At 41.8% G+C, this 26,619-nt stretch carries 21 protein-coding genes and 4 pseudogenes; 10 read left to right on the forward strand and 15 right to left on the reverse strand.

Features of this window, described 5'->3' with window-relative positions; all coding sequences use genetic code 11:
• Positions 1–120 precede the first annotated feature (120 nt).
• A complete protein-coding gene (locus tag ACYRY3_RS08595; RefSeq protein ID WP_460201278.1) occupies positions 121–285 on the forward strand; it encodes a hypothetical protein in 165 nt (54 codons plus the stop codon).
• 24 nt (positions 286–309) lie between these two features.
• Here the strand turns inward: ACYRY3_RS08595 and ACYRY3_RS08600 are convergent, their stop codons facing one another.
• Both ACYRY3_RS08600 and ACYRY3_RS08605 read right to left on the reverse strand, forming a co-directional pair.
• Complete coding sequence (locus ACYRY3_RS08600) at positions 310–1,335, reverse strand: ABC transporter permease (protein ID WP_460201279.1); 1,026 nt, start codon at positions 1,333–1,335, stop codon at positions 310–312.
• A gap of 82 nt (positions 1,336–1,417) precedes the next feature.
• Positions 1,418–3,067 (reverse strand): ABC transporter substrate-binding protein, encoded by a 1,650-nt coding sequence (locus ACYRY3_RS08605; RefSeq protein WP_460201280.1) that lies wholly within the window; start codon positions 3,065–3,067, stop codon positions 1,418–1,420.
• A gap of 204 nt (positions 3,068–3,271) precedes the next feature.
• Between ACYRY3_RS08605 and ACYRY3_RS08610 the strand changes: the two genes are divergently transcribed.
• Entirely contained in the window at positions 3,272–4,564 is a 1,293-nt protein-coding gene (locus tag ACYRY3_RS08610; RefSeq protein ID WP_460201281.1) for a proton extrusion protein PcxA, read from the forward strand.
• Positions 4,565–4,583: 19 nt separating this feature from the next.
• On the opposite strand, the gene ACYRY3_RS08615 is transcribed toward ACYRY3_RS08610, so the two are convergent.
• On the reverse strand, positions 4,584–4,880 hold the full coding sequence (locus ACYRY3_RS08615; RefSeq protein ID WP_460201282.1) for an acylphosphatase: 297 nt from the start codon (positions 4,878–4,880) through the stop codon (positions 4,584–4,586).
• A 110-nt stretch (positions 4,881–4,990) separates the two neighbouring features.
• Between ACYRY3_RS08615 and ACYRY3_RS08620 the strand changes: the two genes are divergently transcribed.
• The 3 genes and pseudogenes from ACYRY3_RS08620 (at position 4,991) to ACYRY3_RS08630 (ending at position 9,679) form a co-directional block, all read left to right on the forward strand.
• Entirely contained in the window at positions 4,991–5,359 is a 369-nt protein-coding gene (locus ACYRY3_RS08620; protein ID WP_460201299.1) for a DUF1823 family protein, read from the forward strand.
• Positions 5,360–5,705: 346 nt separating this feature from the next.
• Positions 5,706–6,485: pseudogene (locus ACYRY3_RS08625) on the forward strand (alpha-amylase family glycosyl hydrolase); the annotation flags it as partial.
• A gap of 26 nt (positions 6,486–6,511) precedes the next feature.
• Complete coding sequence (locus ACYRY3_RS08630) at positions 6,512–9,679, forward strand: WD40 repeat domain-containing protein (protein WP_460201300.1); 3,168 nt, start codon at positions 6,512–6,514, stop codon at positions 9,677–9,679.
• Positions 9,680–9,871: 192 nt separating this feature from the next.
• Here ACYRY3_RS08630 and ACYRY3_RS08635 read toward each other — a convergent pair whose 3' ends face one another.
• A complete protein-coding gene (locus ACYRY3_RS08635) occupies positions 9,872–12,172 on the reverse strand; it encodes a WD40 repeat domain-containing protein (RefSeq protein WP_460201283.1) in 2,301 nt (766 codons plus the stop codon).
• 193 nt (positions 12,173–12,365) lie between these two features.
• Here ACYRY3_RS08635 and ACYRY3_RS08640 point away from each other — a divergent pair, with 193 nt between their 5' ends.
• Positions 12,366–12,911: a helix-turn-helix domain-containing protein gene (locus ACYRY3_RS08640; RefSeq protein WP_460201284.1), complete on the forward strand. Its 546-nt coding sequence runs from the start codon at positions 12,366–12,368 to the stop codon at positions 12,909–12,911.
• 249 nt (positions 12,912–13,160) lie between these two features.
• A pseudogene (locus ACYRY3_RS08645) lies at positions 13,161–13,601 on the forward strand (3-isopropylmalate dehydratase small subunit); the annotation flags it as partial.
• Between the two features lie 291 nt (positions 13,602–13,892).
• Here the strand turns inward: ACYRY3_RS08645 and ACYRY3_RS08650 are convergent.
• Together ACYRY3_RS08650 and ACYRY3_RS08655 are read right to left on the reverse strand one after the other, a co-directional pair.
• On the reverse strand, positions 13,893–16,253 hold the full coding sequence (locus tag ACYRY3_RS08650) for a glycoside hydrolase family 31 protein (RefSeq protein ID WP_460201285.1): 2,361 nt from the start codon (positions 16,251–16,253) through the stop codon (positions 13,893–13,895).
• A gap of 120 nt (positions 16,254–16,373) precedes the next feature.
• Positions 16,374–17,315, reverse strand: a complete 942-nt coding sequence (locus ACYRY3_RS08655) for a putative 2-dehydropantoate 2-reductase (protein WP_460201286.1) — start codon at positions 17,313–17,315, stop codon at positions 16,374–16,376.
• Positions 17,316–17,405: 90 nt separating this feature from the next.
• Between ACYRY3_RS08655 and ACYRY3_RS08660 the strand changes: the two genes are divergently transcribed.
• The 3 genes from ACYRY3_RS08660 (at position 17,406) to ACYRY3_RS08670 (ending at position 19,189) form a co-directional block, all read left to right on the forward strand.
• A complete protein-coding gene (locus ACYRY3_RS08660; protein WP_460201287.1) occupies positions 17,406–17,807 on the forward strand; it encodes a fasciclin domain-containing protein in 402 nt (133 codons plus the stop codon).
• Positions 17,808–17,961: 154 nt separating this feature from the next.
• Positions 17,962–18,540 carry a hypothetical protein gene (locus ACYRY3_RS08665; protein WP_460201288.1) on the forward strand — a complete coding sequence of 193 codons (579 nt, stop codon included), beginning with the start codon at positions 17,962–17,964 and terminating at the stop codon, positions 18,538–18,540.
• Between the two features lie 319 nt (positions 18,541–18,859).
• Positions 18,860–19,189 carry a hypothetical protein gene (locus tag ACYRY3_RS08670; RefSeq protein ID WP_460201289.1) on the forward strand — a complete coding sequence of 110 codons (330 nt, stop codon included), beginning with the start codon at positions 18,860–18,862 and terminating at the stop codon, positions 19,187–19,189.
• Between the two features lie 81 nt (positions 19,190–19,270).
• Here ACYRY3_RS08670 and ACYRY3_RS08675 read toward each other — a convergent pair whose 3' ends face one another.
• The 9 genes and pseudogenes from ACYRY3_RS08675 to cas7d all read right to left on the reverse strand — a co-directional run bounded on the left by ACYRY3_RS08675 (position 19,271) and on the right by cas7d (position 26,525).
• Entirely contained in the window at positions 19,271–19,588 is a 318-nt protein-coding gene (locus tag ACYRY3_RS08675; protein ID WP_460201290.1) for an RNA recognition motif domain-containing protein, read from the reverse strand.
• A gap of 265 nt (positions 19,589–19,853) precedes the next feature.
• A pseudogene (gene cas4, locus ACYRY3_RS08680) lies at positions 19,854–20,213 on the reverse strand (CRISPR-associated protein Cas4); the annotation flags it as partial.
• A gap of 60 nt (positions 20,214–20,273) precedes the next feature.
• Entirely contained in the window at positions 20,274–21,176 is a 903-nt protein-coding gene (cas6, locus tag ACYRY3_RS08685; RefSeq protein ID WP_460201291.1) for a CRISPR-associated endoribonuclease Cas6, read from the reverse strand.
• 167 nt (positions 21,177–21,343) lie between these two features.
• Complete coding sequence (hepT, locus tag ACYRY3_RS08690; RefSeq protein ID WP_460201292.1) at positions 21,344–21,778, reverse strand: type VII toxin-antitoxin system HepT family RNase toxin; 435 nt, start codon at positions 21,776–21,778, stop codon at positions 21,344–21,346.
• Complete coding sequence (mntA, locus tag ACYRY3_RS08695; RefSeq protein ID WP_460201293.1) at positions 21,775–22,221, reverse strand: type VII toxin-antitoxin system MntA family adenylyltransferase antitoxin; 447 nt, start codon at positions 22,219–22,221, stop codon at positions 21,775–21,777. The genes hepT and mntA overlap by 4 nt, the downstream gene beginning before the upstream one ends.
• Before the next feature lie 56 nt (positions 22,222–22,277).
• Positions 22,278–22,456, reverse strand: a pseudogene (locus ACYRY3_RS08700) (CRISPR-associated endoribonuclease Cas6); the annotation flags it as partial.
• Positions 22,457–22,468: 12 nt separating this feature from the next.
• Positions 22,469–24,751, reverse strand: a complete 2,283-nt coding sequence (cas3, locus tag ACYRY3_RS08705) for a type I-D CRISPR-associated helicase Cas3' (protein WP_460201294.1) — start codon at positions 24,749–24,751, stop codon at positions 22,469–22,471.
• Positions 24,744–25,505, reverse strand: a complete 762-nt coding sequence (gene cas5d, locus ACYRY3_RS08710; protein WP_460201295.1) for a type I-D CRISPR-associated protein Cas5/Csc1 — start codon at positions 25,503–25,505, stop codon at positions 24,744–24,746. Before cas5d ends, cas3 begins: the two co-directional genes overlap by 8 nt.
• Before the next feature lie 3 nt (positions 25,506–25,508).
• Entirely contained in the window at positions 25,509–26,525 is a 1,017-nt protein-coding gene (gene cas7d / locus ACYRY3_RS08715; RefSeq protein ID WP_460201296.1) for a type I-D CRISPR-associated protein Cas7/Csc2, read from the reverse strand.
• Positions 26,526–26,619 lie beyond the last annotated feature (94 nt).

Raw genomic sequence — 26,619 nt, forward strand, 5'->3', positions numbered from 1 at the left:
TTACCCCCGTAGTATCACCGGTTTTTTCAGGAATATGCCGCAGATTACACAAAAAACTAATAGATTTGAACTGTAATAAATAAAAAAAATAAAAATAACTCTATCGTAAGATAGATTTTTATGCTAAATTATCAAAATAGCGCTGTAAATAAGTTAGGCACGGCATTCTTGTGCCGTGCCCTCACTTCTCACACATCACTCCGTCCGATGAAGGCGTTTCTAAACCATCATAGAATCGCGATCGCTATAGGTAGAGCATCTTATCACCGAATGACACCGTTCTAGCAAAATTGTTCCACAAAAAAATATCTAGTACCTAATTCTTGGATCTACATAGGCATTCAAGATATCGATCGCAATGCTGGCAAACACGACAATTGCAGCAAAAAACACGAGAACTCCCTGCACGGTGGGATAATCCCTTAAGGAGATTGCTTCATATAATTTACCTGCCAATCCAGGCCAAGAAAATGTTACCTCAGTCAGAATAGCGCCACCTAATAGAGATGCAAAGGTCAATCCCAAAACTGTAATGACTGGAATGAGAGCATTTCTTAAGGCATGGGAAACTAAAATTTTTCTTTCAGGTATCCCTCTTGCCCTGGCTGCTTCTACGTAATCTGCTTGCAAGGTCTGCTTTAAATTGACTCGCACAATCCGCTCGAAAATACCACTTAGCAAAACTCCTAAAGTAATACTGGGAAGGGCAAGATAATGTAAAGCAGCAAAGAATTGCTCTAAGTTTGCGGTTAATAGACTATCAATAGTATACAGACCAGTAATAGGTGTTGGAGTTGGCAAGTTGGCGGGGAAACGAGTTCCAAATGGAAACCACCCTAACTGTACTGCAAAAATCAATTGCAGAACCATCCCAGCCCAAAACATGGGTAGCGAGTAAGTAATAATACCGAACAATCGGCCCCCAGCATCTAAGGCTGTGCCGGGACGAGAAGCGGAAAGAATACCAATTCCAATTCCGACTATCAGGGCAACTACTATACTACAAACTGCTAATTCCACAGTTGCAGGGAAATATTGTCCAATGACTTCCCAGACAGATTGTCCGCGACTTGTCAGGGAAGTTCCCAAATCCAAGCGCAGCAATTGTCCCATGTAGTTTAAGTACTGTAACCATATGGGCAGGTCTAAACCTAATTCTTTTCGCAATGTTTCTTTAGCATTTTCCGGCGCACGTCCACCAAGAATTGCGTCTACTACGTCTCCTGGTGTTGCTCTCAGTAAGAGAAACACGACTGTTGTTACTGCCCACAGCATCAGCGGTGCTAGGAGCAGACGGGCAATAATGTAATACTGTAATGCTTTAGATCTAGACATAGTTAGTCATTTGTCAAAAGTCCTTTGTCCTTTGTCCTTTGTCATTTTCAACAGATCGGGACAAAGAACGAAGGACTATGGACTATTTTGTAATTGTTTTGTAAACTAAATTTTGGGTGGGGTCAAGTTGTACGCCGTTGACTCCTTTGCGGGCAAATGCGTAATCCTTGGTTTGCCATAAGGGAACGTAAGGGACATCAGTGACTACCTGTGCCTGTATGTCTGCAAGAACTTTTTTACGGGCTTCCGGATTTTGTTCTTTGCGTTGCAATTCAATCAACTTGTTCATTTTTTCACTGTAGTAAAAAGACCCTTGGGTTTGGCTCCCTCCTTGTTCGCATCCAGCTGCATCCGATCCTTTGGGGCATTGTAAAAAAGGCTGAATGTAGTTATCTGCGTCTAAAAAGTCTGGATACCAGTCAAGCAATGCTGCAGGATACAGCCCTTTGGAGATAGATTTAAAGAAGGTAGCTGATTCTACAGTGTTAATCTGGAACTGCAGCAATCCCTCCATCTTTTCGTCAGCATAACCTTTAAGAATCTCTGCTGTTAAACTGCGAGTGGGAGAACTGGAAGGATACCAAATTTGTACTTGTAACGGATTTTGTGCATTGAAGCCAGCTGCTGTTAGCAATTGTTTGGCTTTTTCTATGTTGCCATCACCGTATTTTTCTTTGAATAACGGTTGAGAAACGTCAAATGTTGTGGGCACCATGCTGTAAAGCGGTTCGGCTTGGTTAAACAAAACTCGCTCGTTGATGACCGGACGGTCAATGACTAATGCGATCGCCTGTCTGACTTCTGGTTTATCCAAAGGTTTTTGATTCCGATTTAACACCAGATAGCTGACGACACTACCTTGGGCGGTAATTGCTTGCCAGTCTCCTTTTTTAGCACTGTCTTCCAAACTGCGAATTTGGTCTGGTTCTAATGACAGGTAGGCAACATCTACCGCACCAGTACGGAAGGAATTAAACAAGTTAGCCGGACTGGTGAGAATTTGTAAATTAATGCCTTGGTTGAGTGGCTTTTCTCCCCAATATTTATCAAATACATCAAATCGTATGGAATCTGTACCATATTGTGCTAGTTTATAAGGCCCAGTACCAACAAATATATTCGGCTGAAATTTGCCGTTACCTATTTCGTAAGATTTTGGTGAAAGCGGGCATACTCCCGGAAATGCAAGCAGCGATGGAAAGGCTGCAAATGGTTGTTTCAGCTTTATAGTTAACTCATAATCTCCTGTGGCTTGTACTGTGTCTACTACATCCGCTAGTAAAAATGATGGTTTACCCCCATTTTTGATAAAGCGTTCTATAGTAAACGCCATTGCCTTTGCGTCAAACTGCGTGCCATCATGAAATAAGACGCCCTGACGCAGGGGAATCGTATATGTCAATCCATCTTGGCTGACTTTAGGTAAGGCAGTCGCAAGCTGGGGTTTGATTTGGGTCGTTCCTGGTTCGTAGTAGTAGAGGCGATCGCTCATGTTATATATCAATCCAATTGATGACAATTCGTAAGCATCAGATGGATCGAGGGTACGGGGTTTTTGAGTCGTACCAACAGTAATGCGCCCTTCTCGGCTAGCAGTATTTCCGGACCCTGATGAATTGGTTGTCACAGAACCCCTAGCGCAACTCACAACTAGAAGTAAACATACACAAAACAACGAAACAAATTTAGCTATTCGACTCCACTGTCTTGTGGAGAAGGAAAACCAGGTCATAACATTGGTCTTTTTAAACTCAGTGGTTTGCTATTTTACTACACATTTAGCAAAATGCCCCATATGTGTAAAATGATGTCTATAGGCGATCGCTGGAACGGAAATGACTTGGAACGGCGATCGTGATGGATGACTGGTGAGCTACTCTAAATTGTAGATTCACTGGCAAACGACAGTTAAATACCCAATCAAGAGATATTTATTATGAAAGCTTCTCTTTTAAAGAAAAAGACGCTTTTTCTCCAAGAAAAAATCAAAATATACTTAAAGTTTAGCAACCAATGGTTTTCAGATACACCAGAAAGATCTCTTTTAGAAGCCTACCAAGCCGCTCAAGTCATAAAAAATATTGAGACAGAACATTTTTCAGGAAACAAAATTTCCCCAGAATCAGGAAATTACTCTGAAAGTGTCATGTCTTATTGGCAAGTACAACTAGAAAAAACCTTGATTCTTATTAAATTAAGATTAATAGAATTTCAGTTAAGCAATTCCTTCCTAAACAGATTTCAAGCAGAACATTTAGAAAAACTACAGTTTATAGATGAAGTAATAGATAAGTATAGGCAGAAAGATAACAAGCAGGAAAAAATCATTTTTGAGGATATGACATCTAGTTCCCAAGCATTACCAGTTAATCCTAAGAAAGTAAGCCAGGAATTAGATATACCCCGTAAAAATGATACAAATGTTGAATCTGCCTTTAATAAAACAGGCTTATTTCCCAGGTCGATCGGCAGGACATTTAATAGAATTCAAGCAGATTTTTCTCCACAGGCAGAAGAAAATTTTGTCAGCAATTTCCGAAATTCTCAAAATAGGACAAGAATCGCGGTCAAATTTTTACTGATGTTAGTCATTGTCCCAATGTTAACTCAGCATTTTTCTCAACCGTTGATAAATATTATTGTTGAAAAAATGAGAAGTGAATCTCCAAATACAATTTTCCTCAATCATGAAATGGAAGAAGAAGCTTTCAGAGAATTAAGGTCTTATGAAAAAAGACTTCAATTTGAAAAATTTATTTTCCAAGCACCAGAGATTGCTCCAGAGGTTATTGAGGAAAAAGTAAAACATAGGGCTAACGAAATCGCTAAAGAATTTCAGGAGAAAAGTAATAATGCCATTAGCAATATTTTTGCTGATTTATTATCACTTATATCTTTTGCTTTAGTCATTGTCACAAGCAAAAGGGAAATTGTAGTTGTCAAAGCTTTCATGGATGATATCATTTATGGCTTAAGTGACAGTGCTAAAGCTTTTTTGATTATTTTATTCACAGATACATTTGTAGGTTTCCACTCACCTCATGGATGGGAAGTTATTTTAGATAGCTTGGCAGAACATTTAGGTCTTCCAGCAAATCAAAGCTTTATCTCTCTATTCATTGCCACCTTTCCCGTGATTTTAGACACTATATTTAAGTACTGGATATTTCGATATCTGAGTCGGCTGTCGCCTTCAGCACTGGCTACTTTGAAAGAGATAAACGAATGAACTACCGCTTGGCATTCTATTAGCGCCGAACTTCAAATCCTCGCAGCCCTTCCGGTTCCTCGTATTTTACATCCACATCTTTGACCATAGCTGCAGGTGGACCTTCATGGCACCAGCGAATCATCTGGTTTATAATTTCCTGGCTACCTTCAAATACTGCTTCTACTCGACCATCAGAAAGATTCCGCACCCAACCTGTTAATCCCAGTTGGCTGGCAGTTTCTACAGTGGTGTAGCGATAGCCCACTCCTTGAACTCTCCCAGAAATGAATACATGGACGCGGATTTGTTTTGACTGTGGTGTGGTATTCTGCATTAACTGGTTAAGTTTTGACTATTTCCAGCATACTCTGTTTATTATCCAATATCTGACTCTTAATTCCAAGTTAATGTTAGGGATACAGCACCGATTAAATTGCTATGCCTATGCTTAACCTGCCTTCACTTACAACAGAAACCATTTGGGCAATCCTCAATGAGGAAATTGATGATGCCACAGTTAACCAGTTAGTATGGCACTGTTTGGGATACCGCTATGACTCTTCAACAGGACAGTGGAACAACACGTTAGTTGCTCCTGAATGGCGGGATGAGTATCCAGAACCACCCAATTTTATCGAAAACCGTCCTCCAACAGTCAAGCTGACTCGTTCCATTCCTCCAGAGAACAAACAACTCTTGAAAGAAAAACTTGGCTTTAAAGGTTATAAAATCGGGGAATTTGGACCTCGGCAGACTCGCAGGGCAACGGCTGCAAACTGGTTATTAAGTTATATGCAGCAGCAGTCCAAATAGATAGTGGTTAGTGGTTAGTTGTGTTCCTACTGTCTACTAACTGCTAACTTTTATCCATCTGCACTTTTCGAGCGATATTTATATAAAAATGTTTTATCTTAATTGTATATCTAAATCAATCCTTGGATAGGCGTAAAACTTATTTAATTAATTCTTAGGGACGATTGGCAAACTCATTTGATAATCAGACAATATCAATGGTGTTTGTAACCAAATAAACATAACTTTTAGATTACCGATAGCTAAGTATTAATTACTGTTAGGTCATTAATTCTTTAGTCATCTGTGATGATATTGGTCGTGTTTATTTTACCTGTAAACTGGATTTTAATTCGACTAACTTAATATGGCTAAGCCAATTGAATTTAACTTATTTGCACCTTACAATCAAGGTGCTGCTCTCATTGGTTCTTTTTCTAATTGGGAGCCAATTCCAATGCAAAAGGGTGATGACGGTTATTTCCGCACAACTGTTGAATTAGAGGATGGCGTATATAAATATAAGTTTCGCGTTCAATCAAAATCTTGGTTTTTTGAGCCCGACCAATGGGTAGATGTAACCGATCCCTATGCAACTAACATTGATGAATGGGGCGGCTATGATAATGGCATTCTGCGAATTAAAGATGGAGAACGTATTGTTGATACTTATGTTTGGCAACACGACGATAAACCTTTGCCAGCAGACCATGAATTAGTGATTTATGAATTGCACATTGCTGACTTTTCTGGTGGTGAACATGACCCTTATGCAAGGGGAAAGTACAAGCACGTTATTGAAAAGTTAGATTACCTGTGCGAACTGGGAATTAATGCTATTGAATTAATGCCCATCAAAGAATACCCTGGTAGTTATAGTTGGGGCTATAACCCGCGTTATTTCTTTGCTACAGAGTCTAGCTATGGCACTACAGAGGGGTTAAAAAATTTGATTGATGAGTGCCATGCTAGAGGCATTCGTGTCATCATGGATGGTATTTACAACCATTCAGAAGCATCCTCTCCCCTCACGCAAATCGACCACGATTATTGGTATCACCATTCTCCCCGCGACCCCGACAATAGCTGGGGACCTGAATTTAATTACGAAAACTATGAGAAATTGTTACCCTCTGTCAAAACGAGGATGAGCGTAAAGAGTTTCTGCAAGAGATACTCAAGGCAATTAATACCCATAACCATAGATTGCGGGTGGTACTTTCTCTACGTTCTGACTTTGAACGCCAACTTAAAGATGCAGGCTTACAGTTTGTTCCTACAGTTCTGAAAGTTGGAAACACTGTACTGAAAAATCCTTGGCAAAGCGGACGATTTATTGTATCGGCAATGACACGAGCCGAACTGCGCCAAGCCATTGAGAAACCAGCAGAAACACGGGTGATGTATTTTCAGCCCCACGAATTAGTAGAACAATTGATTGATGAAGTGGCGGATATGCCGGGAGCATTGCCTCTGCTGTCTTTTGCCTTGAGCGAACTTTATCTCAAGTATTTAAAGCGACAACGAGATGCACAAAATAGAGGTATGACGATTGAGCGATCGCTCACTCAAGAAGATTATGAAGATTTGGGAGGAGTAATTCAATCACTGACTCAAAGGGCTGATGAAGAATATGAGGTGCTTGTAAAAGAGAACCCAGCTTATGCCCCGATTATCCAACCTGTGATGCTGCGGATGGTTGCTCTGGGTGGAGGTGAATTAGCCCGCAGGCGAGTCCCCCTATCGGAACTGGAATATCCGCAACAGAAAAACTATTTAGTGAAAGAAGTCATTGAGCGCTTTACAAATGCCCGCCTAGTGGTCAAAGGAGAAGATGCTCAAGGGAATCCTTATGTAGAACCAGCCCATGATGCTTTAGTGCGGGGATGGCAAAGACTGCTGGCGTGGAAGCTTGAGCATGAGGAGAGTTTAATCCTGCAACGGCGTTTGACTCCGTCTGCAATGGAGTGGAAAATTGTTAAAAGCAGACAACAAGCATCTAGTTCTCAAACTAAGATTGATTGGTTGGATCGCACAGTCTACGGCGTCAAAAACTTGTTTAACATTGCCCCGTTAGTTCGCTCGTGGCGACAATCGCACCATCAGCAAGAGCGAGCCAGAGAGAACCCGGTAAAGTTTTTGTGGAATAGCAATCCCTATCTTGATGTATTGAATGAGCAACTCAAGTCCAGTGACAACTGGTTTAATCAGGTCGAAGCTGAGTTTGTCCAGCAAAGTGTTTTACAAAAACGCAGGAATTCAGCTTTGCGTTGGCGCATTACCTTTGGTGTCATGTTAGGGTTAAGTGGGCTCACGCTTCTAGCTCTGATTGGTCAAAGGCAAGCACTTGAAGAAGAAATGGTTGCCGCTCGACAATCTTCAGAAACATACATGCAATCAAATCAGCCAGTTCTAGATGCGTTAGTTAGTAGTTTACAAGCAGGTAAATTACTCGATCATTGGTTATTGCAAGTAGCCAAACCAACCGAACAGCAGCAAATTCAAGTTACCCGGACTCTGCGAAAAGCATTTTACACAGTACGTGAAGACAGTCATTTGGTTGTCAATAAAGGTAAGATTGCAAGTGTATTTTGGAAGAAAGGTCAGTTATTGCTTGTAACATTAGAAAATAACGGTACTGTCCGGATTTTGGAAAGACACAAAGGACAGCCAGCTGAAGTAAAAGGATTGCCCAACTCAGTGACAAAAGTTGCTTTTAGTCGAGATGGCAGTCGAGTAGCGATCGCTCGTAAGGATGGGATAATTCTCTTGTGGGATTGGAGAAAGGAACCATCACCGAGGGAATTGAAAGCACACGAAGCTGAGGTAACAAATGTTGTCTGGAGTCCAGATGGCAGTCGCTTTGCGAGTCTGACAGCTTCGGGAATTGCCCGTATCTGGGACAGCTTTGGTAACAAGTTGCAGGAATTTAACAAACCCCAAACTCAAGTTGTGGCTGTTGGTTTTGACTTAAATAATCAATTTCTACGACTCACAATTGGTCGAGGCAATCGTATTGTCTGCTTGTGGGATTCAACGGGACGAGAGTTAGGAAAATATACTGCTCCCACTACAATTAAAAAGGCAATAGTGAGTGCTGATGGCAAGCGAATAGCCATTACTTATACATCTGAACAAAACGGTGTTTCGAGTTGGTTGTGGAACTGGCAAGAGAAAAAACTATATCCTTTAGGGAACGATGTTCTTGTCAGTTTTAGCCTTGATGGCAAACTCTTAGCAACAACAGGGTTTGATGATGGGACTGTCAGGTTAAGAAATTGGGTTGGCGAACAGGAAGGGCAAGAATTTCAAGGGCATCAAAGCCAAATTACCAGTATCAATTTTCGGTCTGATGGCGAATTGCTAGCGACTGGAAGTAATGACGGTAAAGTTAAATTATGGAACGTGCCGCCTCCACAGTTAAGCTTATCCCAACAACTTCCTATCAAAGTGACAAGTGCTAGCTTTAACTCAAACGGCACACAAGTAGCAACCCTGGGAACCGATGGGAAAATTCGCATTGTAGACGTGTCAGGTAAGCCACTGAAAGAATTTTCAGGTGAATACGACCCGAAAGGCAAGTTAAGCTGGAGCCCGAATGACTTGCAATTGGCGGTTGTGGATAACGGTAAAATCCTCTTTTTGGATGCATCTTCGGGTCAACGGGCGGGTGAATTACCAGGACAATACGAAGGTGTTACTCATCTGCGCTTTAGCCCCGATAGCCAGAAATTAGCGCTGATGGAAAAAAATCGGATTGTTCGCACCTTTAATTTGTCCAACAATACAAAGGAAACACCATTTACGTGGCGTGAAAACATTCCCCTCAGCACTGTGGTTTGGCGACAAGATGGCAATCAAGTGAAGCTATTTGTGGCTGTGGTTGAAGAAAATAAGAATTCAAGAGATAAGAGTATCCGTATGTGGGATATAAAAACCAGCCAACAAATTGCTACTTCATTCTATAAATATTTGCGTGATTTCAAGAGCATTCATTTTAATAATGACGGGACTTTAGCAGCAGTTGCTAAAAGCGATGGAACTGTTAGCATTTGGTATATGGAAGGAGATAAAATGGGAGAATTGAAAGTAAATACATCTAGTCTTCAAAGTGTCAGTTTCAGTCCCAAGGGAAATATGTTGGCAGTCATTGCTGAGGATGGAACAATGACGTTGTGGCAGCTTGGAGACTTAAATAAACTGATGATAATGGGGTGCAGGCGCTTGCATGACTATCTTGAAAACAACTCCAAGGTGAATGAGGGTATTAGCGAAGCCGTTCCTGAAAGCCAGGAGGCTCGCCATCTTTGTAGTGGTATCGGTACTGGGAAATCAGACTAAAAATCTCTATCTTTCCCTGGAGAACGAGAAGACGTTCCTCTTATAGAACGAGGAGACGAGTTGTCAGTTTCATCAGATTCTACTTTTTCTGTTTCAGGAGGCGTGACTGTTTCCTGAGATTCAGAGTTGTCTTCTTCTAAGGGTTTAGTCTCGTCATGGGTATTACTTGTTACCTGTTTGTCCGTTGTTTTTTTAGGCGTTGTAGTCTGGTAATGTTTTTATGAACTCACCGCTGGCTAAATCCCAAAACTTTACTGTTGTGCCATCACTTCCTGTTGCTAGTGTTTGCCCATCTGGGCTGAGAGCAATAGAGAGTACCCAATTGATGTGGATTGGTAGGACTCGCAGGCATTTTCCTACGTTCACATCCCAAAGTCTCACAGTTTTGTCGTCGCCGCCAGTGACCAAAGTTTGTCCATTGGAACTGAAAGTCGTAAAAATGACGCGATCGCTATGCCCTAATAAAGTTTGCAAGCATTGCCCGGTGCGGACATTCCACAACTTTATTGTTTGGTCATTGCTACCACTGGCTAAAATTTGCCCATCTGGACTAAAAGCCAGGGATTGCACCCAACTTGTATGACCTTGCAGAGTTTTTAAGCATTGCCCGGTGTGAACATTCCACAACCTTACCGTTCGATCGTTGCTACCACTGGCTAAAATTTGCCCGTTTGGACTAAAAGCAAGCGATCGCACCCAAGCAGTATGACCATTGCAAGTTATAATTTGGTTCATGTTTGCCACTTCCCACAACCAAATCTCATTATCAAGATTGGTTACCAGTAGTTTCCCGTCTGGGCTGAAAGTTGCTGATAGAACACCTCCTAAGGTTCTCCTCAAAGCTGCCTTGCTCAAATCGGCGTTGGTAAAATTAACTCGATGCAAAGTCATGCCTTGTAGATAGGCTTGCCAAACTGTTAAGTTAGAAAAATCATAGCCACTCAGGTCAATCTGAAGCTGCCAGAGTAAATTGAGAATATTACCGCCTGCATATCCTGGTTTTCGAGGAGTCAACGACTTCAGCTTTGATAAAAGTTGATTCAAACAGTTTTGCACATTTTCTTGAGTGCCAAAGAGGTTGAGTAATTTATCTGCAAGGGGTTTGAGCAGCAGTTGAATTTGTGCATTGATTGCGTAATTTTTGGCTTGAGCTTTGATTAATGCACAGCTATCAAATAGTGCTATTTCAACCGTTTGAATTTCTTGGCAAATGTTTTCGATAAAGCGATCGCTAACATACTCCATCACCACTGGTTGTTGAGTAAAATTCCCAGAATTCTTCTCAATCAGCGAGCGTAACTGTAGAGATTCTAGAGTTTCTAATAAATTTTTGAGTGAAACAGCAGGAATAATATCCTTTTGTAATTCTGCCAACGATAGCCATTCTCGATTAATTGTCAGCCAGTACATGACCTGTCGTTCTAAAGCTGACAAACGGTAGAACTGTTGGTCAAGCAAATCCGAAATATCTCCAAAAACAATGGTACCTTGTTGTAGAAACTCAGCAACATTGCCGTCAAATAACTCATGAATAGTAGTTGCGACAATTTTCAACGCTAAAGGATTACCTGCATAAAACTTCACCAGCGATTGACATTCGTCTTCTGATACAGAAAAGCCTTTTTCTGTAAAAATTTTTTCACCTTGTACCTTTGTTAAACCAGGCAATCTCAGCGAACGAATTGGAGAGTTAGCCCCTTCTTTAATACTAATTCCTCTGGGCTTTTCCCGGCTCGTCAACACTAAACAACTCTGATGGTTAGTTTCTCCCAAGCATCTTACGAGCTGTCCATATCCTTCGTATCCTTGCCGATATCCTCCTGCACGTTCGTCACTTGATAAAATTGATTCTAAATTGTCTAAGACCAACAAACAACGCTTTGCACGAAGATATTCTATTAAACAGGAGATTTTACTGTCCAAGTTCTCTGGTAAACTTGTTGCTTGTTGAGCGGACAAAAAGCGAATGAGTTCGCTCACCAGCTCGTGAATTGGTGGTGCATTCCGCAGACTTCGCCAAATTAAGTACTCAAATTCGGTTTGCAGAAGTTGCGCTAATTTCACAGACAAAGCAGTTTTACCAATTCCACCCATGCCCACTAAAGTCACCAGTCGGCAACAGTCGTTAACAATCCATTGCTGTAACGTGGCGATTTCTTCAGTACGCCCGTAGAAAACTGAGACATCAATCGCCTCTCCCCAGTCTTGACAGGTTTTAGCGGTTCCGAAGCCAGTATTGTTATCTTTGTCTGCGGTCTGGGATGGAACTTCAAAATCTAAATCGGCAACTTCTCGCCAGTCTAGTGCCAATTTCCGACAAAGTTCTTCAAACGTGAGATGGTCAACTGGTTTACCTGTAAGAAAGTTACTGACTGTAGCTAAAGCCAGCCCTATGTCCTCAGCCAAAGCTCTTTGGCTGGGAAAGCCATTACGCTTGACAGCTAGTTTTACTTTCCCAACGTACTCCTGACAAACCCTGAGCGACCTTGGCATAGTTCATTTTATGACGCCATTATCGATTCTAGCAGTAACACACTAAACGTCAGTCACAACTCAGAAACAACTCAGTCATCCTCAGGCGATAAGTCAGTAAGCGGTGGAGTTTGATGAATATATCAGGTTCAAACAAGCACGCACCTGATGTTTAACAACTAAGCAATAACTTTATTAAATATTAGGATATCAAATGACCAACATTTTAGTTATTGATGCTGAAACCCAAACCCACAATGCTTTAATGAAATGCTTGGAAATCGGAGGATTTGAGGTACTTGGGATAGAGAATGGTCTTGTTCGCGTTCAGCTAGTACAGCAGAAACAGCCAATCGCTGAAAAAACTAAAAAATCAAATACTCTAGGAACGTCCATATTTCCTTCTATTCCTCGACTGCGTGAGGTTTTCGAGTTTATTGAATTGAATTATCATCAACCTATTAGTTTAAAAGAAGTAGCTCAAGCAGTTGGTTATTCCTCAGCTTACTTAACAGATTTAGTACGACGTCTTACTGGAAAACCCGTCAATGATTGGATTATTGAGCGTCGAATAGCCCAAGCGTGCAAGTTACTATTGTCAACTAACAACTCTGTTAATCAGATTGCTTTACAAGTGGGCTATCAAAATCTCAATCATTTCTACTGTCAGTTTCGCAATTACCATAGCACTACCCCCCATGCTTGGAGAGAAGCACAACGCTGTCAACTGGTTCAAAATAAAGTACAGGGTTCTGCATAAGCGTTCCCTTACTGCTGTACCTTGCTTTTTCTACAAAAGACATTCTTCTAGGTAATAGAAACATACCTAAAAATAATTTAGAAGAGTTTTTGCTAATACCTAAAAATAATTAATTAGCAGGTTCCTTTGTAAAGGTTACTATTTTGATTAAGAAGCGATCGCGCATATATAGGAATCCAGTTTGATTATTGAAAAAATCTAAGTATTTGTAGGGTGGGCACTGCCCACCAAATCTAAGTTGTGGTGGGCTTGGTGGTTAACCGCAACTTTGGCTGTGGTTCATCACGGGAACACGCACCACAAGCGCTTTCCAAATGGGGTATTCAAGCAGTCGTAGGTGAAAGCTTTAGTGAAATCTTTTTTGGTAACTGCGTTGCCATAGGAATTCCCTGTGTCACCGTTGATACTGCGATCGCCAAACAACTGCAAGATTTGCTTGCTGCCAATTCTCAAGCACCTCTATGGTTGAATTTGGAAACTTTGCAGGTTCAGTGCGGTGACTATTCTGCTTCTATTTCAATGAGTGAAAGTACCAGAAATATGTTTCTTTCCGGTACTTGGGATGCTTGCGGTCAGTTAGTGGCTAATAGTGACAAAGTTCGAGCAACAGCAGCGAAACTGCCCTATATCCACTGGCGCACCCCCATACAAAATGTAGAGACGCGCTACGGCGCGTCTTTACCAACGTAATTTTTTACACATTAACCTTAACTGAATTGTATTGTTAACCCCTCCCTAGCCCTCCTCTTATAAAGATACAGGTGGCGAATAGGGGGTTACCCTCTCATTTGCACTACAGACCTTATGTAGAGACGCGCCATGGCGCGTCTCTAGGTTGTGCGTCTCTAGGTTGTGCGTCTCTAGGTTGTGCGTCTCTAGGTTGTGCGTCTCTAGGTTGTGCGTCTCTACATTGTGTTGCCGATGGGGATTTTGGTGTTATCTGAACCGTATTGTTTTATAAGGGGAGACTAAGGGGGTAAATTAAAACTTCAAAGTTCGTGATTGACCATCATCTTGAAATTGCTGCTCACCCACACCAACAAGTTCGACAACAACTTCACGGGATGGTGGTACCCATTCTCCCTGTCGCTCTCCAACTTCTACGATTGTGTATTCTGCATTCGCAAGTACACGGTAAGTCGTTGTTGCAAAAGCCCCCTTCTGAAACTCAAATGTATGTCCGTCGTCTTCGTAAAGAGTAAATTCACCAGCTCCATGCCAAATACGCAACCGCAATTGATTTAGGGGATGTTCGTCTACGTATTGCATCACAGGTTGCATGGGTATAATTGTTCCAGCACGAACATAAAGGGGCATTCTTTCGAGTGGTGCATGAGCAAGGACGTGAACCGGACCCGAGTGGCTTTCTCCCGTCCACCAGTCATACCAAGTTCCTTCCGGTAAATAAACAGCTCGATGCTCGATTCCAGGACGGTAAATGGGTGCAGCCATGAGGTTTGGACCAAGGAAAACTTGGTCGTGGATTGTGTAAGTTTTGGGATCGTTGGGGTAATGGTAAAGCAAGGGTCTTAAAATGGGAGCACCTGTGGTTGCGGCTTCCCAAAAGAGGGTATAAAAATATGGGAGTAACTGGTAACGCAGATTTATGTATTCCTTACAGATTTTCTCTGTACGCTCTCCAAACACCCACGGTTCATGACGTGCTGTACTCATAGCGGAGTGACCGCGCATCAGAGGGTAGAGCATCCCTACCTGCATCCACCGAGCAAACAATTCTGATGTCGCATTACCAGCAAACCCACCAATATCACAACCTACAAAGGCTACGCCAGAAAGCCCCATATTGCACAGCATTGGTAGGGACATTTCCAAGTGATCCCACAGCGATTGATTATCGCCCATCCACACCGATGACCATCTTTGCACCCCTGCAAAACCAGAGCGAGTCAGCACAAAAGACCGTTCGTTGGGACGTAACCTTTGCAAACCCTCTGCACTCGCTTTTGCCATTGACAAACCGTACAGGTTATGCAATTCGCTATGAGTCGCCTTATTTGGGGACAAGGACGTCATTTCTTCCCCGTCTCCACCCTGGGGTGCATCTAGAGGAAACCAAATTTTATTTCCCCCATCGCCAAAGGGGCGATCGTCTATGGCAGGTTCATTCATATCATTCCATATTCCTGCTACGCCCACATCAGTTAAGCTTTTGTGTAAGTCTCCCCACCACTGACGGACGTTAGAACGTAAAAAGTCAGGAAACACGGATTTTTCAGGCCAGACATAGCCGTGGAATAATCGACCATTAGCTTGACGTACAAAATAGTCATGTTCTATGCCTTGGTCAAAAACATGATAATTGGCTTCTGGTTCGTATTTAACTCCTGGGTCTACGATTGTTACTGTTTTAAAGCCAGCATCTGCTAGGTCACCAATCAGTTTGCCAGGGTCGGGAAAACGTTTCGGGCTCCAGGTAAACACGCGATAACCCCGCATATAATCAATATCAAGGTGGATGACATCGCAGGGAATTTGACGCGATCGAAATTCTCTGGCTAGTTCGCGCACTACAGTTTCTGACTCGTAACTCCAACGACATTGGTGATAGCCAAGCGACCATTTTGGCGGGAGTGGCATTCTACCTGTTAACTGGGTATAGGTGCGAAGAATTTCTGCGGGTTCCGGACCATATATAATATAGTAGTCCAATTCGCCGCCACGAGTTTCCATTTTCCAGACACCCGGTTGCTCTGCGCCGATGTCGAACTGGCTCCAAAAAGTTGTGTTGAAGAAAATACCATAGCCAACTTCGGGACGCAAGGCAATGAAAAACGGGATTGCCTGGTACATTTCATCGGTTTGGGTACTGTAATCTAGGGCATCCACCGTCCAGTTGGTTTTGACTTCGCTCAATTTGTCAAGTAAGCCTGTACGTTCCCCAAAGCCGTAGAAATGCTCGTCGGCTTCTATCTGTTTCCACGCGGCGACTGCACCCAAACGCCAGCCCATGTTTTGTTGTGCATCTTGGGCAAAGGGACGACCCGCTTTATCAAAGCAGGTGATGTGGCAGTTTTGCCGGTGTATGCTCACACGTATTTGCTCTGTTTCAATTTCTACTGTTGTGTCGGTTTCCCGTACCTGGAAGGGTGTGACTTCCCATTCTGTATCGTCCTGTGTCACTGCCCAAGGACGGCGAGGCATAAATTCACCGTTTGGTGACATTCTCACGCGAATTAAGTTGGATGCCAGTATACTAATATTAACACGGGTGCCACCGCACTTAAGGTGAATTTCGCGATCGCTGTTTTGTACAGTTTGCACCGTGCCAATAGTAGTCCAAGGTTGGTCAGTTGTGGGAAGCTTTCCAAAGTATTGCGGCATTCACCCTCCAATGCAGTTGTGTATCTGACAACAATTGCAACTGTAGTACAGCGAACAATTGGTATAACCCTACTGATGGAGGAATTTTCTCAGGTAAAAAACCCAAAAAGACAACCGGGCTTAGCCCCCAATGTTCCTGGCATCTAAAAACTTAAGCTGGTAGTATAAACAATCTATCTGCGGTAAATTCACGCCTGCAGCTTGTGCCATGCGTAAAGGATTGCCCAAAATTGCCTCGACTTCCAGTGGACGGCATTCATCATAGTCGATTTTCATACTCGTGCGATAAGGTGTCATCTTTACCGTATAGTCAAGCATTGTTTGAACAAAGCTATCGAGAATAACTCGCCCGCAACTTCTAGCCCCCTCTAGCACTTCATACATCAACTGTTCTACTAACTTACGGGTGTGAAGGTTTGCCATTAATTCTGCTGTTGTGGCGTTAAGAATAACAGAAAGCCCATTGTATGGGATATTCCATACTAGTTTTTTCCAACGCGCTTGCAGCAAATCTTCAGCAAATTCAATCCGGATACCAGCAGTTTCAAAATCCTCACCAATTTGCCGCATCCGTTGTGTGATCCCAGTTGGTTGATAGCCAGAAGCATACTCGCCTAGGGTTATTTGCCCGTAATCCAAGTGATGGATATGTCCCGGTCCTACTTTATTTGAACACAGAAAGCACAGTCCACCCATAGCGCGATCGCTGCCAACAATTTGGGCAACTTCTTCTTCCACACCCAGCCCATTCTGTAACACCAGCACAACGCCATTATCTTTTATAACAGGTGGTAACAACTTTGGTAGTAAATGGTTTTGCGTTGTCTTGAGTGAAACAATCACGACATCACAAGGCGGTATCTTTTCGACATCATTATACGCGTTGACTTGGGGTAGGGTGAAGTTCCCATCTATAGATTCTATGACTAAACCATGTTTTTTGACATGTTCGCAGTCGCTTTTCAACAAAAAGTGGACGTTTTGACCTGATTTTTGAAGTTTGGCTCCGTAAAAGCCCCCTAATGCGCCAGTTCCTAGAATGGCGTATGTAAGCTCGGACATGAAGTTCAGTAAGGATGTTTGCTGCAATAATTTTATAACCACTATCCACTTAGTTTAAAATCTTTATCTGTTGGGGTAATGGAAAAAGAAATGCCTGATATTGTTGATATTGCAGTTAGTGCGGATTCTTTCAAAACTCTCGTAACCGCCGTACAAGTTGCGGGGTTAGTAGAAACGTTAAAAAGTCCTGGTCCTTTCACTGTTTTTGCACCAAATGACGATGCTTTCAGTAAATTACCACCAGGAACCATACAAACCCTCGTGCAGAATACCCCTCAGCTAGCACGAATTTTGAAATACCATGTTGTTTCTGGAAAACTGATGAAGGCTGATTTGGCAAAATTGGGTACTGTGACATCTGTTGAGGGTTCAGTCATTCCCATTAATTGTTCTGATGGATTTGAAGTTAAAAATGCTACAGTATTGGCTGCTGATATTGAAGCCGATAATGGAGTGATTCACGTTATCGATACTGTCATCTTAATGGGTTAATGAAGAGCTAAAAGCCTCCCTTAAGCGCGGAAACCGTGTGGCTTTAGCCCGCAGACGCCAGTTGCTCTACTTGGCTTCCAAAAAACAGAGTTTTACCAGATATCATTGATAAAAGTTTGGGAATGATAAATTTATACAATCCCAAACTTTGACCATGAATTTGAAACTAACTGCAATTAGCGTTCTTGCTCTTGCTGCTGTACCTTTAGCCGAACCAGCCGTCGCTCAACAACTTAAGACCTCTCAGTACAAAGCAGGAGAATTGATGATTACTCTAGGTAGCGATGACTCCTATGAAGAATGTGACAGTCAAAATTACTGCTTCACACTTTATGGTTCGCAATCTATGAGTGATAGAAGATACAACAAAAAGCAGTGGAAGAATGGTGAATACACTTACGCGGTGTTCTGGCGCGAGGGTAAAGGGGACAATATGCGTTTGAATATTCTTAAAGGCGATCGCCGCATTTACACTAGCGAACTTATCCCTGTAGCTGAATTGAAGAGAGTGATTTCCTGTAATGTCACGGGCATCTATACAGGACAACTTCCAGTACGCTTTTCCCCTAGAGGCAAATCAAAGGCAGGCTTAAATAACGGAAACACCGTTCGTGCCATCCAGAAACAGAACAATTGGATGTATGTGGAAGTAGAGCAGGGCTCAAATCCTGGAGTCAAGGGAGTGCGGGGGTGGGTGAATTCAGACTATTTAACCTGCACCAAGAGTTTTTAACATACCCGTTTTGGGTTTATGTATGATTATATCATGTCCGGGTAATCACTTACAAACAATACCCCACCCCAGCCCTCCTGATAAAGGTTCGGGAATTGGATCTGCAGACTTCCCCCTTGATAAGGGGGAACCACTGCGAAGAACGCGGGTTTCGGTGACTTGTAGCCAGTGGCGTGGATGAAGGGGGGTAAAGTTCTTATTGTTAACTTATGTTAACTAAATCGTTATTTTGTTAAACTTATGCGCTAGTCTCTACTCGCTTATTTTATAAATATGTTAAAGATCCTAATATCCAGGCTAACATTATCCCAGGAAATTGATGCTTGATTTAAACAGCTTAGCTGAATTTTCCCGTACCAACTGCGTAAGTATTTGTGCATTTTTAGTGCCGGCGAATTTAGTGACCACAATTCTAACGATGATCTTCACTGCTCTTCATCGCCCATCTCATCAAATATATCAAACTGCTGGAATTGCCAGCTTTTTCGCCTTCACTATGGTACTGCATGTATATACCTGGTTTGCTGTTGGCGTAGTCATGGCACCCACCTATATCTTGTTATTGCTAGCACTTACTTGTTTAGTAGCTAATATAGGGTCTCTTCTCTTCCAAAGACGCTTGACTACAACTTCTCAGCTTCAAGCCTAAAGACTCAGAATTGAGCCAAAAAAGGGCAGACTTCTAGGCTGCCCAAGAGAAATTTTAGAATTTAATTCTTTTTCTTACAGTTTAGTAGCGTCTAGAGTAACCACCACCACTATTGTTTCCACGTCTACCACCACCACCGTAGGAAGAACCTCTGTCTTCCCGTGGCTTAGCCTTGTTAACCTTCAAACTACGACCCATCCACTCAGCCCCATCTAGGGATTCAATCGCTGCTGTTTCTTCTGCGTCTGTTCCCATATCTACAAAGGCAAAGCCTCTTACACGGCCTGTTTCCCGATCTACGGGCAATTGGACTCTCTTAACTGTTCCATACTCTGAAAAAACGTGTCTAATATCGTTCTCCTGAACTTCGTAGGATAGGTTACCAACGTAAATTGACATAAAACATCTCCTGAATCAATTGGCGTAGTGAGATTAGATTCGGAGATACGCTTGTACATATCATGAGAAACAAACTGCAAAACCGAATATAAATCCTGTGAATTAAGGATAACACAACTTGCTACGCAATATTGTCAACTTTTAAGAAAATTGTAAAAATTAATAAAAATTAGGTAAATTTGCTACATATGGCTGTAATAGTAAGTCCGGTTAATTAGTTATTATTAAACAATAATCGCAAAAACCGGAAAACCCTCTCCCCATCTCCCCCTCTCCCCTCCAAACACAAAGCTTGGGCGCAGACTTGCAACTCATCGTTATCCCATTCACCTTTTTGCCCGCGTTTGTACTCCACTGGATACCATTCACCGTTTTCTGATTCGATTAAATCGGCTTTACCGATAAGTTTGTACCTTTCCGATTTCAGCCAGATTGCCCGAACTTGCCAAGTTTCTTCACGTTGCCCTTCCCCCAGTGTGTGAACCCGTTCGTGCAAACTAGTGCCTTCAATAGTGTACTGGTTATCAATGAATTCACTTGCACAAAACATCCTCCAGCAACGATGCGGACAGTAGCTATATTGGTTTAATGCTGCAATCGGAACGTATTCTTCTGTTTCATTCATAGTTTTTGCTAATTGTTAATGGTTAATGGCTAATAGTGATGAGCTATCAGCCATTAGCTATTAGCCGTTAGCAATTTTTAATCGCCGTGTCATCCCCATTCCCATTGTTGTTTTTCTTCCCAGCCCTGCATATAGGGCAAAGTCAGCAAGGGCGTTCATTTGTTTGATGGCAATGGGTTCAACTTCTCCTAGAATCCGATAGTTAATTTCGCCAATGCAACCAATGAACTTGCTGTCATAGTTGTTCACAATTTCGGTGTTAATGTTGACAAAGCTGGGATAGATTGACTCAATGGCGGCTTGCTTAAACTCTATTCCACTGTATTTGTTCCAGCGACTGAGAAGACTGTTGAAGACACATTCTCTCACGGGCAAAACCGCATCGTATGCACCTTGGCGGAAGGCTACAGGTGTAGCAAAACTGAAACAGATGGTGCGATCGCGATCGCTGGCTTGCTCGTACAATTGAGCATATGTACAAACATTTGCCCAAGGCTGTGTTGGTTGGGGAGTTCCCAATATACTGGTAATGTGCAAATCAGCAGACCCCAAATGCCAGGGGTGTTTGGGATTGAGATTGAGCCAAAGTGGGGTGAGTTTCCCAAAGAGTGTATCGTCTAGGAGAGAAATCCGCCACCAACACGGCGTACCTGGAGGAATTGGACGTTCGTGGGAAAAAAGTAAAGTGTGGTGTTTGTCTTGGTGGATTTTGCGATCGCTTTTCTTCAGAATTGGGTATCCTGGACGATGGTTCTTCTCACCCGTCTGGAGGCGATCGTATTGTACTTGCAAGGGAGAAAGAGTGAAGGCTTTGTCTGCGTTGGCTGAGTGTAGGTAATCTCCTAAATCGCGATCGACAGAACTGATAAGAGTCAGGAATAGGGCGTGGTAGTGTCTCCCAGTTAGGAATTCAGGGTAGATGGGAGACTGGGGGACAATGTTGAGGACAAGACTGTGGGGCATAAACCAATTTGGATTTGAAATTGTTGGGTGGACATTGCCCACCATTATGCTTCAACCTTTAAATGTGAGACATCAACCAATTTGGATTTTAGATTGTAGGGTGGGCATTGCCCACCATTATGCTTCAACCTTTAAAGTGATACTGCATTCTTGCGGGATGGCTATCTTCATACCTCTAACGAATCACTATAAGCTGTAATTTGCTGTACATAGAGTCGATACTGTTCCAAAGCCTTTGGAATAGCCAAAAATACTATTCTGCTGTTTATGTCTTTGTACCGATGAACTAAAATGTTCCGCATTCCAACTGATTGTGCCAGTTCATCTGCCAAATTTTGAGTGATGATGCCTTTTTTCCCAGCTTCACTAAAAGAATCAAAGTTTGCGATCGGACTAATCTGATATAAATGCAGTAACAAATACTTATTAATATCTGTTGCTGCTTCTACCATAAGTTGTATGAGTCTTTCAACAATTAATTGCTGGTTAAAATCACCCAAATACTCCTCAAGGCTAATCGCTTTAAACCCTTCTAAATTGTTGCAGTATTTTACAATTAACAGAAGTTTGACTAAAACGATTTCCCAGTCAATGTTACTCATAACCCCCACTTTTGCAATGCCATTTCGATAAGTTGTCGTTGCTGTTGGCGAAATTTCTTCATTTCTGACTCTGGTCTTAATGAAGTGAGTCGAAAATATTCAAACCCACCTGGCTCTTTCTCATAAAGAAGAATACCGTCACGAGCAGCAAAATGGGCGATTAACCAGGAGCAATTATTAAGCTCTAATACATCAATTTTATCGGGATTTATTCCAAAACTTTCCCCAAGAATGAGAGGAACTCCAAACCACCCCCAGTTATTATCTTGAATATGTGTCTCTCGCTCCTCTTCATTGTAAAGTGCAGCAAAATCCCAGTCACTTTGAGCATGGATTTTACCAGTAGCTCTAGAACCAAACAAAACTAACATTTTGAGATAAGGAATTCTTTCAGGAATTTGTTGGGCAAGTTCCCTAAGTTCTTCAATTGTTGGTGTATTCATTGCAGTTTAAGGAAGTATTGAGTAACACAAGATTGAGTAAAAAATGTATCGTATTATACTTGTAACGCCGACAAAGTGAAGGCTTTGTCCGCGTTAGATGTGTGTAGGTAAACTCCTAAATTGCGATCGACAGAACTGATAAGAGTCAGGAATAGAGCGTGGTAGTGTTTCCCAATCAGCGATTTCGGGTAGATGGGCACTGGGAGATAAGGTTATGAACAAGATTGTGGGGCATAATTGAGAGTTATTAAGCAATAAAGGGTTCGTCATCTGGAAGACGCAATTGTTTACCTCTCATTGCCATTGTTAAGATTCCTGCAATTCCTGGCAAAAATTTGTATTCTTTTTGGGCATTGCTACACTGAATGACAATCGGATATGAAACAATTCCTTCTCTTTGCATTTGGATAATAATATACTGATTCTCTTTTTCAGAGACAATCACTCCTGGTATCAAATATTTTTCCAGTGCTTTAATCAAAGGTGTAGGTCGTATTGCTCCTCCCACTCCTATGCGTCGTTCAATACGACAATTTTTGAAAGCAGTCAGTTTATTAAGTTCTGTATTGACAAATTCTTGCCAAGTATCAGGATAACTCAAACGAAAAACTAAGTCATATTTATCCTTTGCACGATCGGTCACTTCTATAAATTCTTCATTCAAAACAAATTCATAGTGACGTAAAAGATGGATAGGGTCAAGGACTGTTTCTTCAGATTCATCTAAAAGATAACCGTGTGGATCGCGAATGGGAAGACTTTCAAACAAACTATTTCTGAAAGAGAATAATGGTGCATAGCTGGTACTGAAGATTTCAGCAAACTCTTTTAAATCTTTTGCAGCTTCCTCATCTTGCTTGAAGAGCGATTCATAGTTATCTAAAGTCACGCGACCTGCTTGTAGGTCATCCCAATCTTCAGGGTACTTAGCTTTAATGTAATTTCTTACAAAAGCTTGACCACCAGGAGTATACCTCCATTTGTTTTGGACATCTTTAAGCGAAGCTTTACTAATGTTCTCGGCACCTCGTAAAACTTTCATTCTAAAACGACAATCATCCCAAGTACGATTTCCTCCTAAAGTTGATTTTATTGTTTCAAAAAGTTGTGGAATTAATTCTGCACCTGCTATCCCTTGTAATGCTTCTTCAAGTTCTAACAGTGGACGAGCAATTTCTAAAAATGCTTCAGAACGCCAGTATACTAGTAGAAAAGGCTTTTCCAGACAAGGAAGATTCTTAAGTGTTTGTTCGAGTGCATTCCGTCCTCCAGATATATCAAGCGAGGGTAAACCCTGTTCCCAAGCTATAGCAGGTAAATAAGCTATGGCTTCAGAATCAATATCAGTCTCAGACTTACCTAAAACACGTCCAACTCTACCAATTCTTTGCCAAAATGCAGCACAGTTCTTTGCTGAAAAAATTAGCCAATCTAGATTTTGACGTGTTGGTGCAGGGTTTCTTTCAAAGTTAAACCCTACATCTACAGTGCTAGTGGCTAAAATAATTTGGCACTGCATTGCCCGTTGTCTATCTTTTAAAGGTGCAGGACCAGTGATACGTCCAATGCAATCGGTCAGTCCGTGCTTATCTAATAACTCTTTCAGACGATTAATGTTCTCTAGAGAGTCAAGAATAACTGCACCGTTTTCCTTTGGTTTTTCTCGAAAACGTTGAACGACTTCAGATGCTAACTCAGCTAACCACTCATCTCTATCGGGTTGCGGTCTTAATTCTAGATTAACTGCTGTTTGCGATGGTAACAGATTACCGTTACCAGTTTTTTCGTCCACTCTGGCTATCTTCACACCCTGCTTTTCCAAACTTTGTAGAGCTAATTCACACGCTGGTTCGGGTGTAGCAGTAAGTAAGACAATTCGTCTTCCATCCTTGAAAAAATTAAAGATATGGGAATAGGCGAGATAAAACAGTAATCCTACTAGTTGCTTGGCATCATAAAGATGAAATTCATCAAAAATGACCGTGCTAAACTTAGTGTAAAAACTGCTAGCGATATTACCTCTGTCATGTGAATTGTAAGCGAAGAAGGTGGCATAGTAAAAAATATCAGGATTTGTCACCAATATAATTGGTCTATTTGCACCAACCTCTGGAAATATAGTTGCTGGATTTCGCAAAACGTTATACAGCTTTTCTCCAGGTCGCTTACCGACTTTATCATCTGACCACGCTCTAATTTCTTTTGCCGAAGCAGATTTTACTACATGAGGTAAATTAGCGTCTTTAACAAACTTTTCAGCAGCTTCACGTTGCTGCTTTATCAAGGCATTAGTTGGGGCAATATAGACAGCACTTTTTGTCGAATTGTGTAATAAAACTGTGAAACCCGCTTTGGTTTTACCTGTACCTGTGGGTGCTAAATCGAGAACTATATCAGCATTGAGAGATTTTTCAAAAACATCAACTTGATGTTGAAGTGCATTCTTGATAAATGAAATCTCTTCAGGTGGTGATGCACAAGCGAAAATACTGCGAGGTTCAAGCTTAGTAACCAATCTTTGATTAGTCATTACTTATAGCTCCACAACAAAATTGTAAACCTGATGGAACAATTATTTCTCCTACCTGCCAAGCAGCACCGCGAAAATGAAGGTTTTTAAGTATTGGTGCTGGAGGCATAGAAATTAAATCAAAAGACAAAATTTCTATTTGTGGTGCCAAATCTGCAACATTCAAGTAAGCTCTAGTTTGATACTGTCCATGTGGTAATGGAATGACATTAAATTGCTCTAGAACATTAACTTTTACTTTGCTGGCAAACTTACCAATACGAATGTAGTCTGGTAATTCGCGATCGCCAAAGACTACTGTTTGAAATTTATTACCCCGTTCAATCATCCTCAGCCGTCCTGTTTGAGGAAAATTACTCGGTCTAAAGGAATTGGGTTTTTTTCCTTGACGTTGCAATGGCAAATCCTCTCGTGCAGTAGCGACTCGGTTATTAGTCATTGCGTACCAATAAGCATCAGACAGCGCATTAAAACGCTCAAATCGGAAAGTCACTCGACCATTAGTAGGTGAAGCAGGTAATATGTAAAATTCTTGTGCGATCGCTTCAAAATCTTCTTTGTAAGTAGGTCGTCCTGTAGCCTGTCCTTGGAGACGATAGGGCGAATAAACCAAACCCAAAGCATAGGTTAGAGCATAATTCCCAATCGTCCCCTCAGTATAGTAGGTATCAGACAACTCCCTAGAGGCAAAAAAGACGGGTTCTAAACAGACTAATTCCACAAGCTTTGCCTGCTGAAAAGGAATTGTTGGCATAACCTAACTCTCTACTTCAACTGTAGCTTTTTTACCTTTGCCCTTGCCTTTTTTAGACTCAGCAGGAACTTGGCGGAAAGGTTCATAAGATTGGCTTAACTGCTTTAAGAAATTATCTCGTTTCTCTTCCGACCAATGATTATCGGCATCAGTAATTACGCTTGCTAATTCTTCGTCAGACAAATACACAGAAACACCTCGCTTATTCTTCCAAGTTGAAAGTACTTCTTTAGCTTTTTCCGTTAACCGCTTGGTATTCATCGGATGTTCTAAAGGTTTGTCCAAGGCATCATAAACAGCTTGTACAAATTCCAAAGAACTGGGGAGTTCAGCAATACTACCAAAGATACCTAAAATCGTATTTTCCATCCGTCCGACACGACTGGAAACAGCACCATAACGGCTGGTGTAAAGAATGTTACCAATAACGTATCTTAATTCATTAGCAGTGATGTCTTTGAGAGTAACTACATCAAGAAAATGGACGCCAGGTTTGATATATTCGCTGGTATTTAAAGCTGTTGAGGCGTTACCATTTTGGTCTCGCATTGTGCCATTCTCGTAAGTGGCGTTAATAGTCCTTTCTCCTAAAACTTCAGTAGCGGGTAAAACACTAAAAGCATCCTCCGTCCAAATTCGGCTTTTCTGTGCGCCGCCACCTCCAGCAGCAAAACCATAGAGAAAACAGTCCACGCACATTTCACAAGGAGCATTTGTGTTCAATGAACAAAGAGAACCATCTTTACTGGTATATAACAGCTCGTGCGCTCTTAAATGCTCTCGTCCGTAACGTCTTTCTGGTGCAACTTGCTTGCGCTTAGTCATTACTAGGCGTTGGATAATGTTTTCATCATTGATGCCTGCTTGTACAAATTCGCTACACATGGGTTCACCAGAACCTTCTGTGCGGAGAATAGTTTCAGATTGAGTTGTCCTGAGAACAGCTAAAGTAATAAACCGTCCTTTAGGAAAGTTTTCGTAGCTTTGAGCAAGAACTGAAGAAAGTTTTTGAATTGACATGATACCCTCCTAATTAAATAGATGTGCTTGGTTCAACAGAATCTTTTTCAGCCTTATCTTTAAGCTGGTGACGTGCTTCTTCAAGGAAAAATAG

It is taken from the genome of Scytonema sp. NUACC21 (assembly GCF_054684315.1).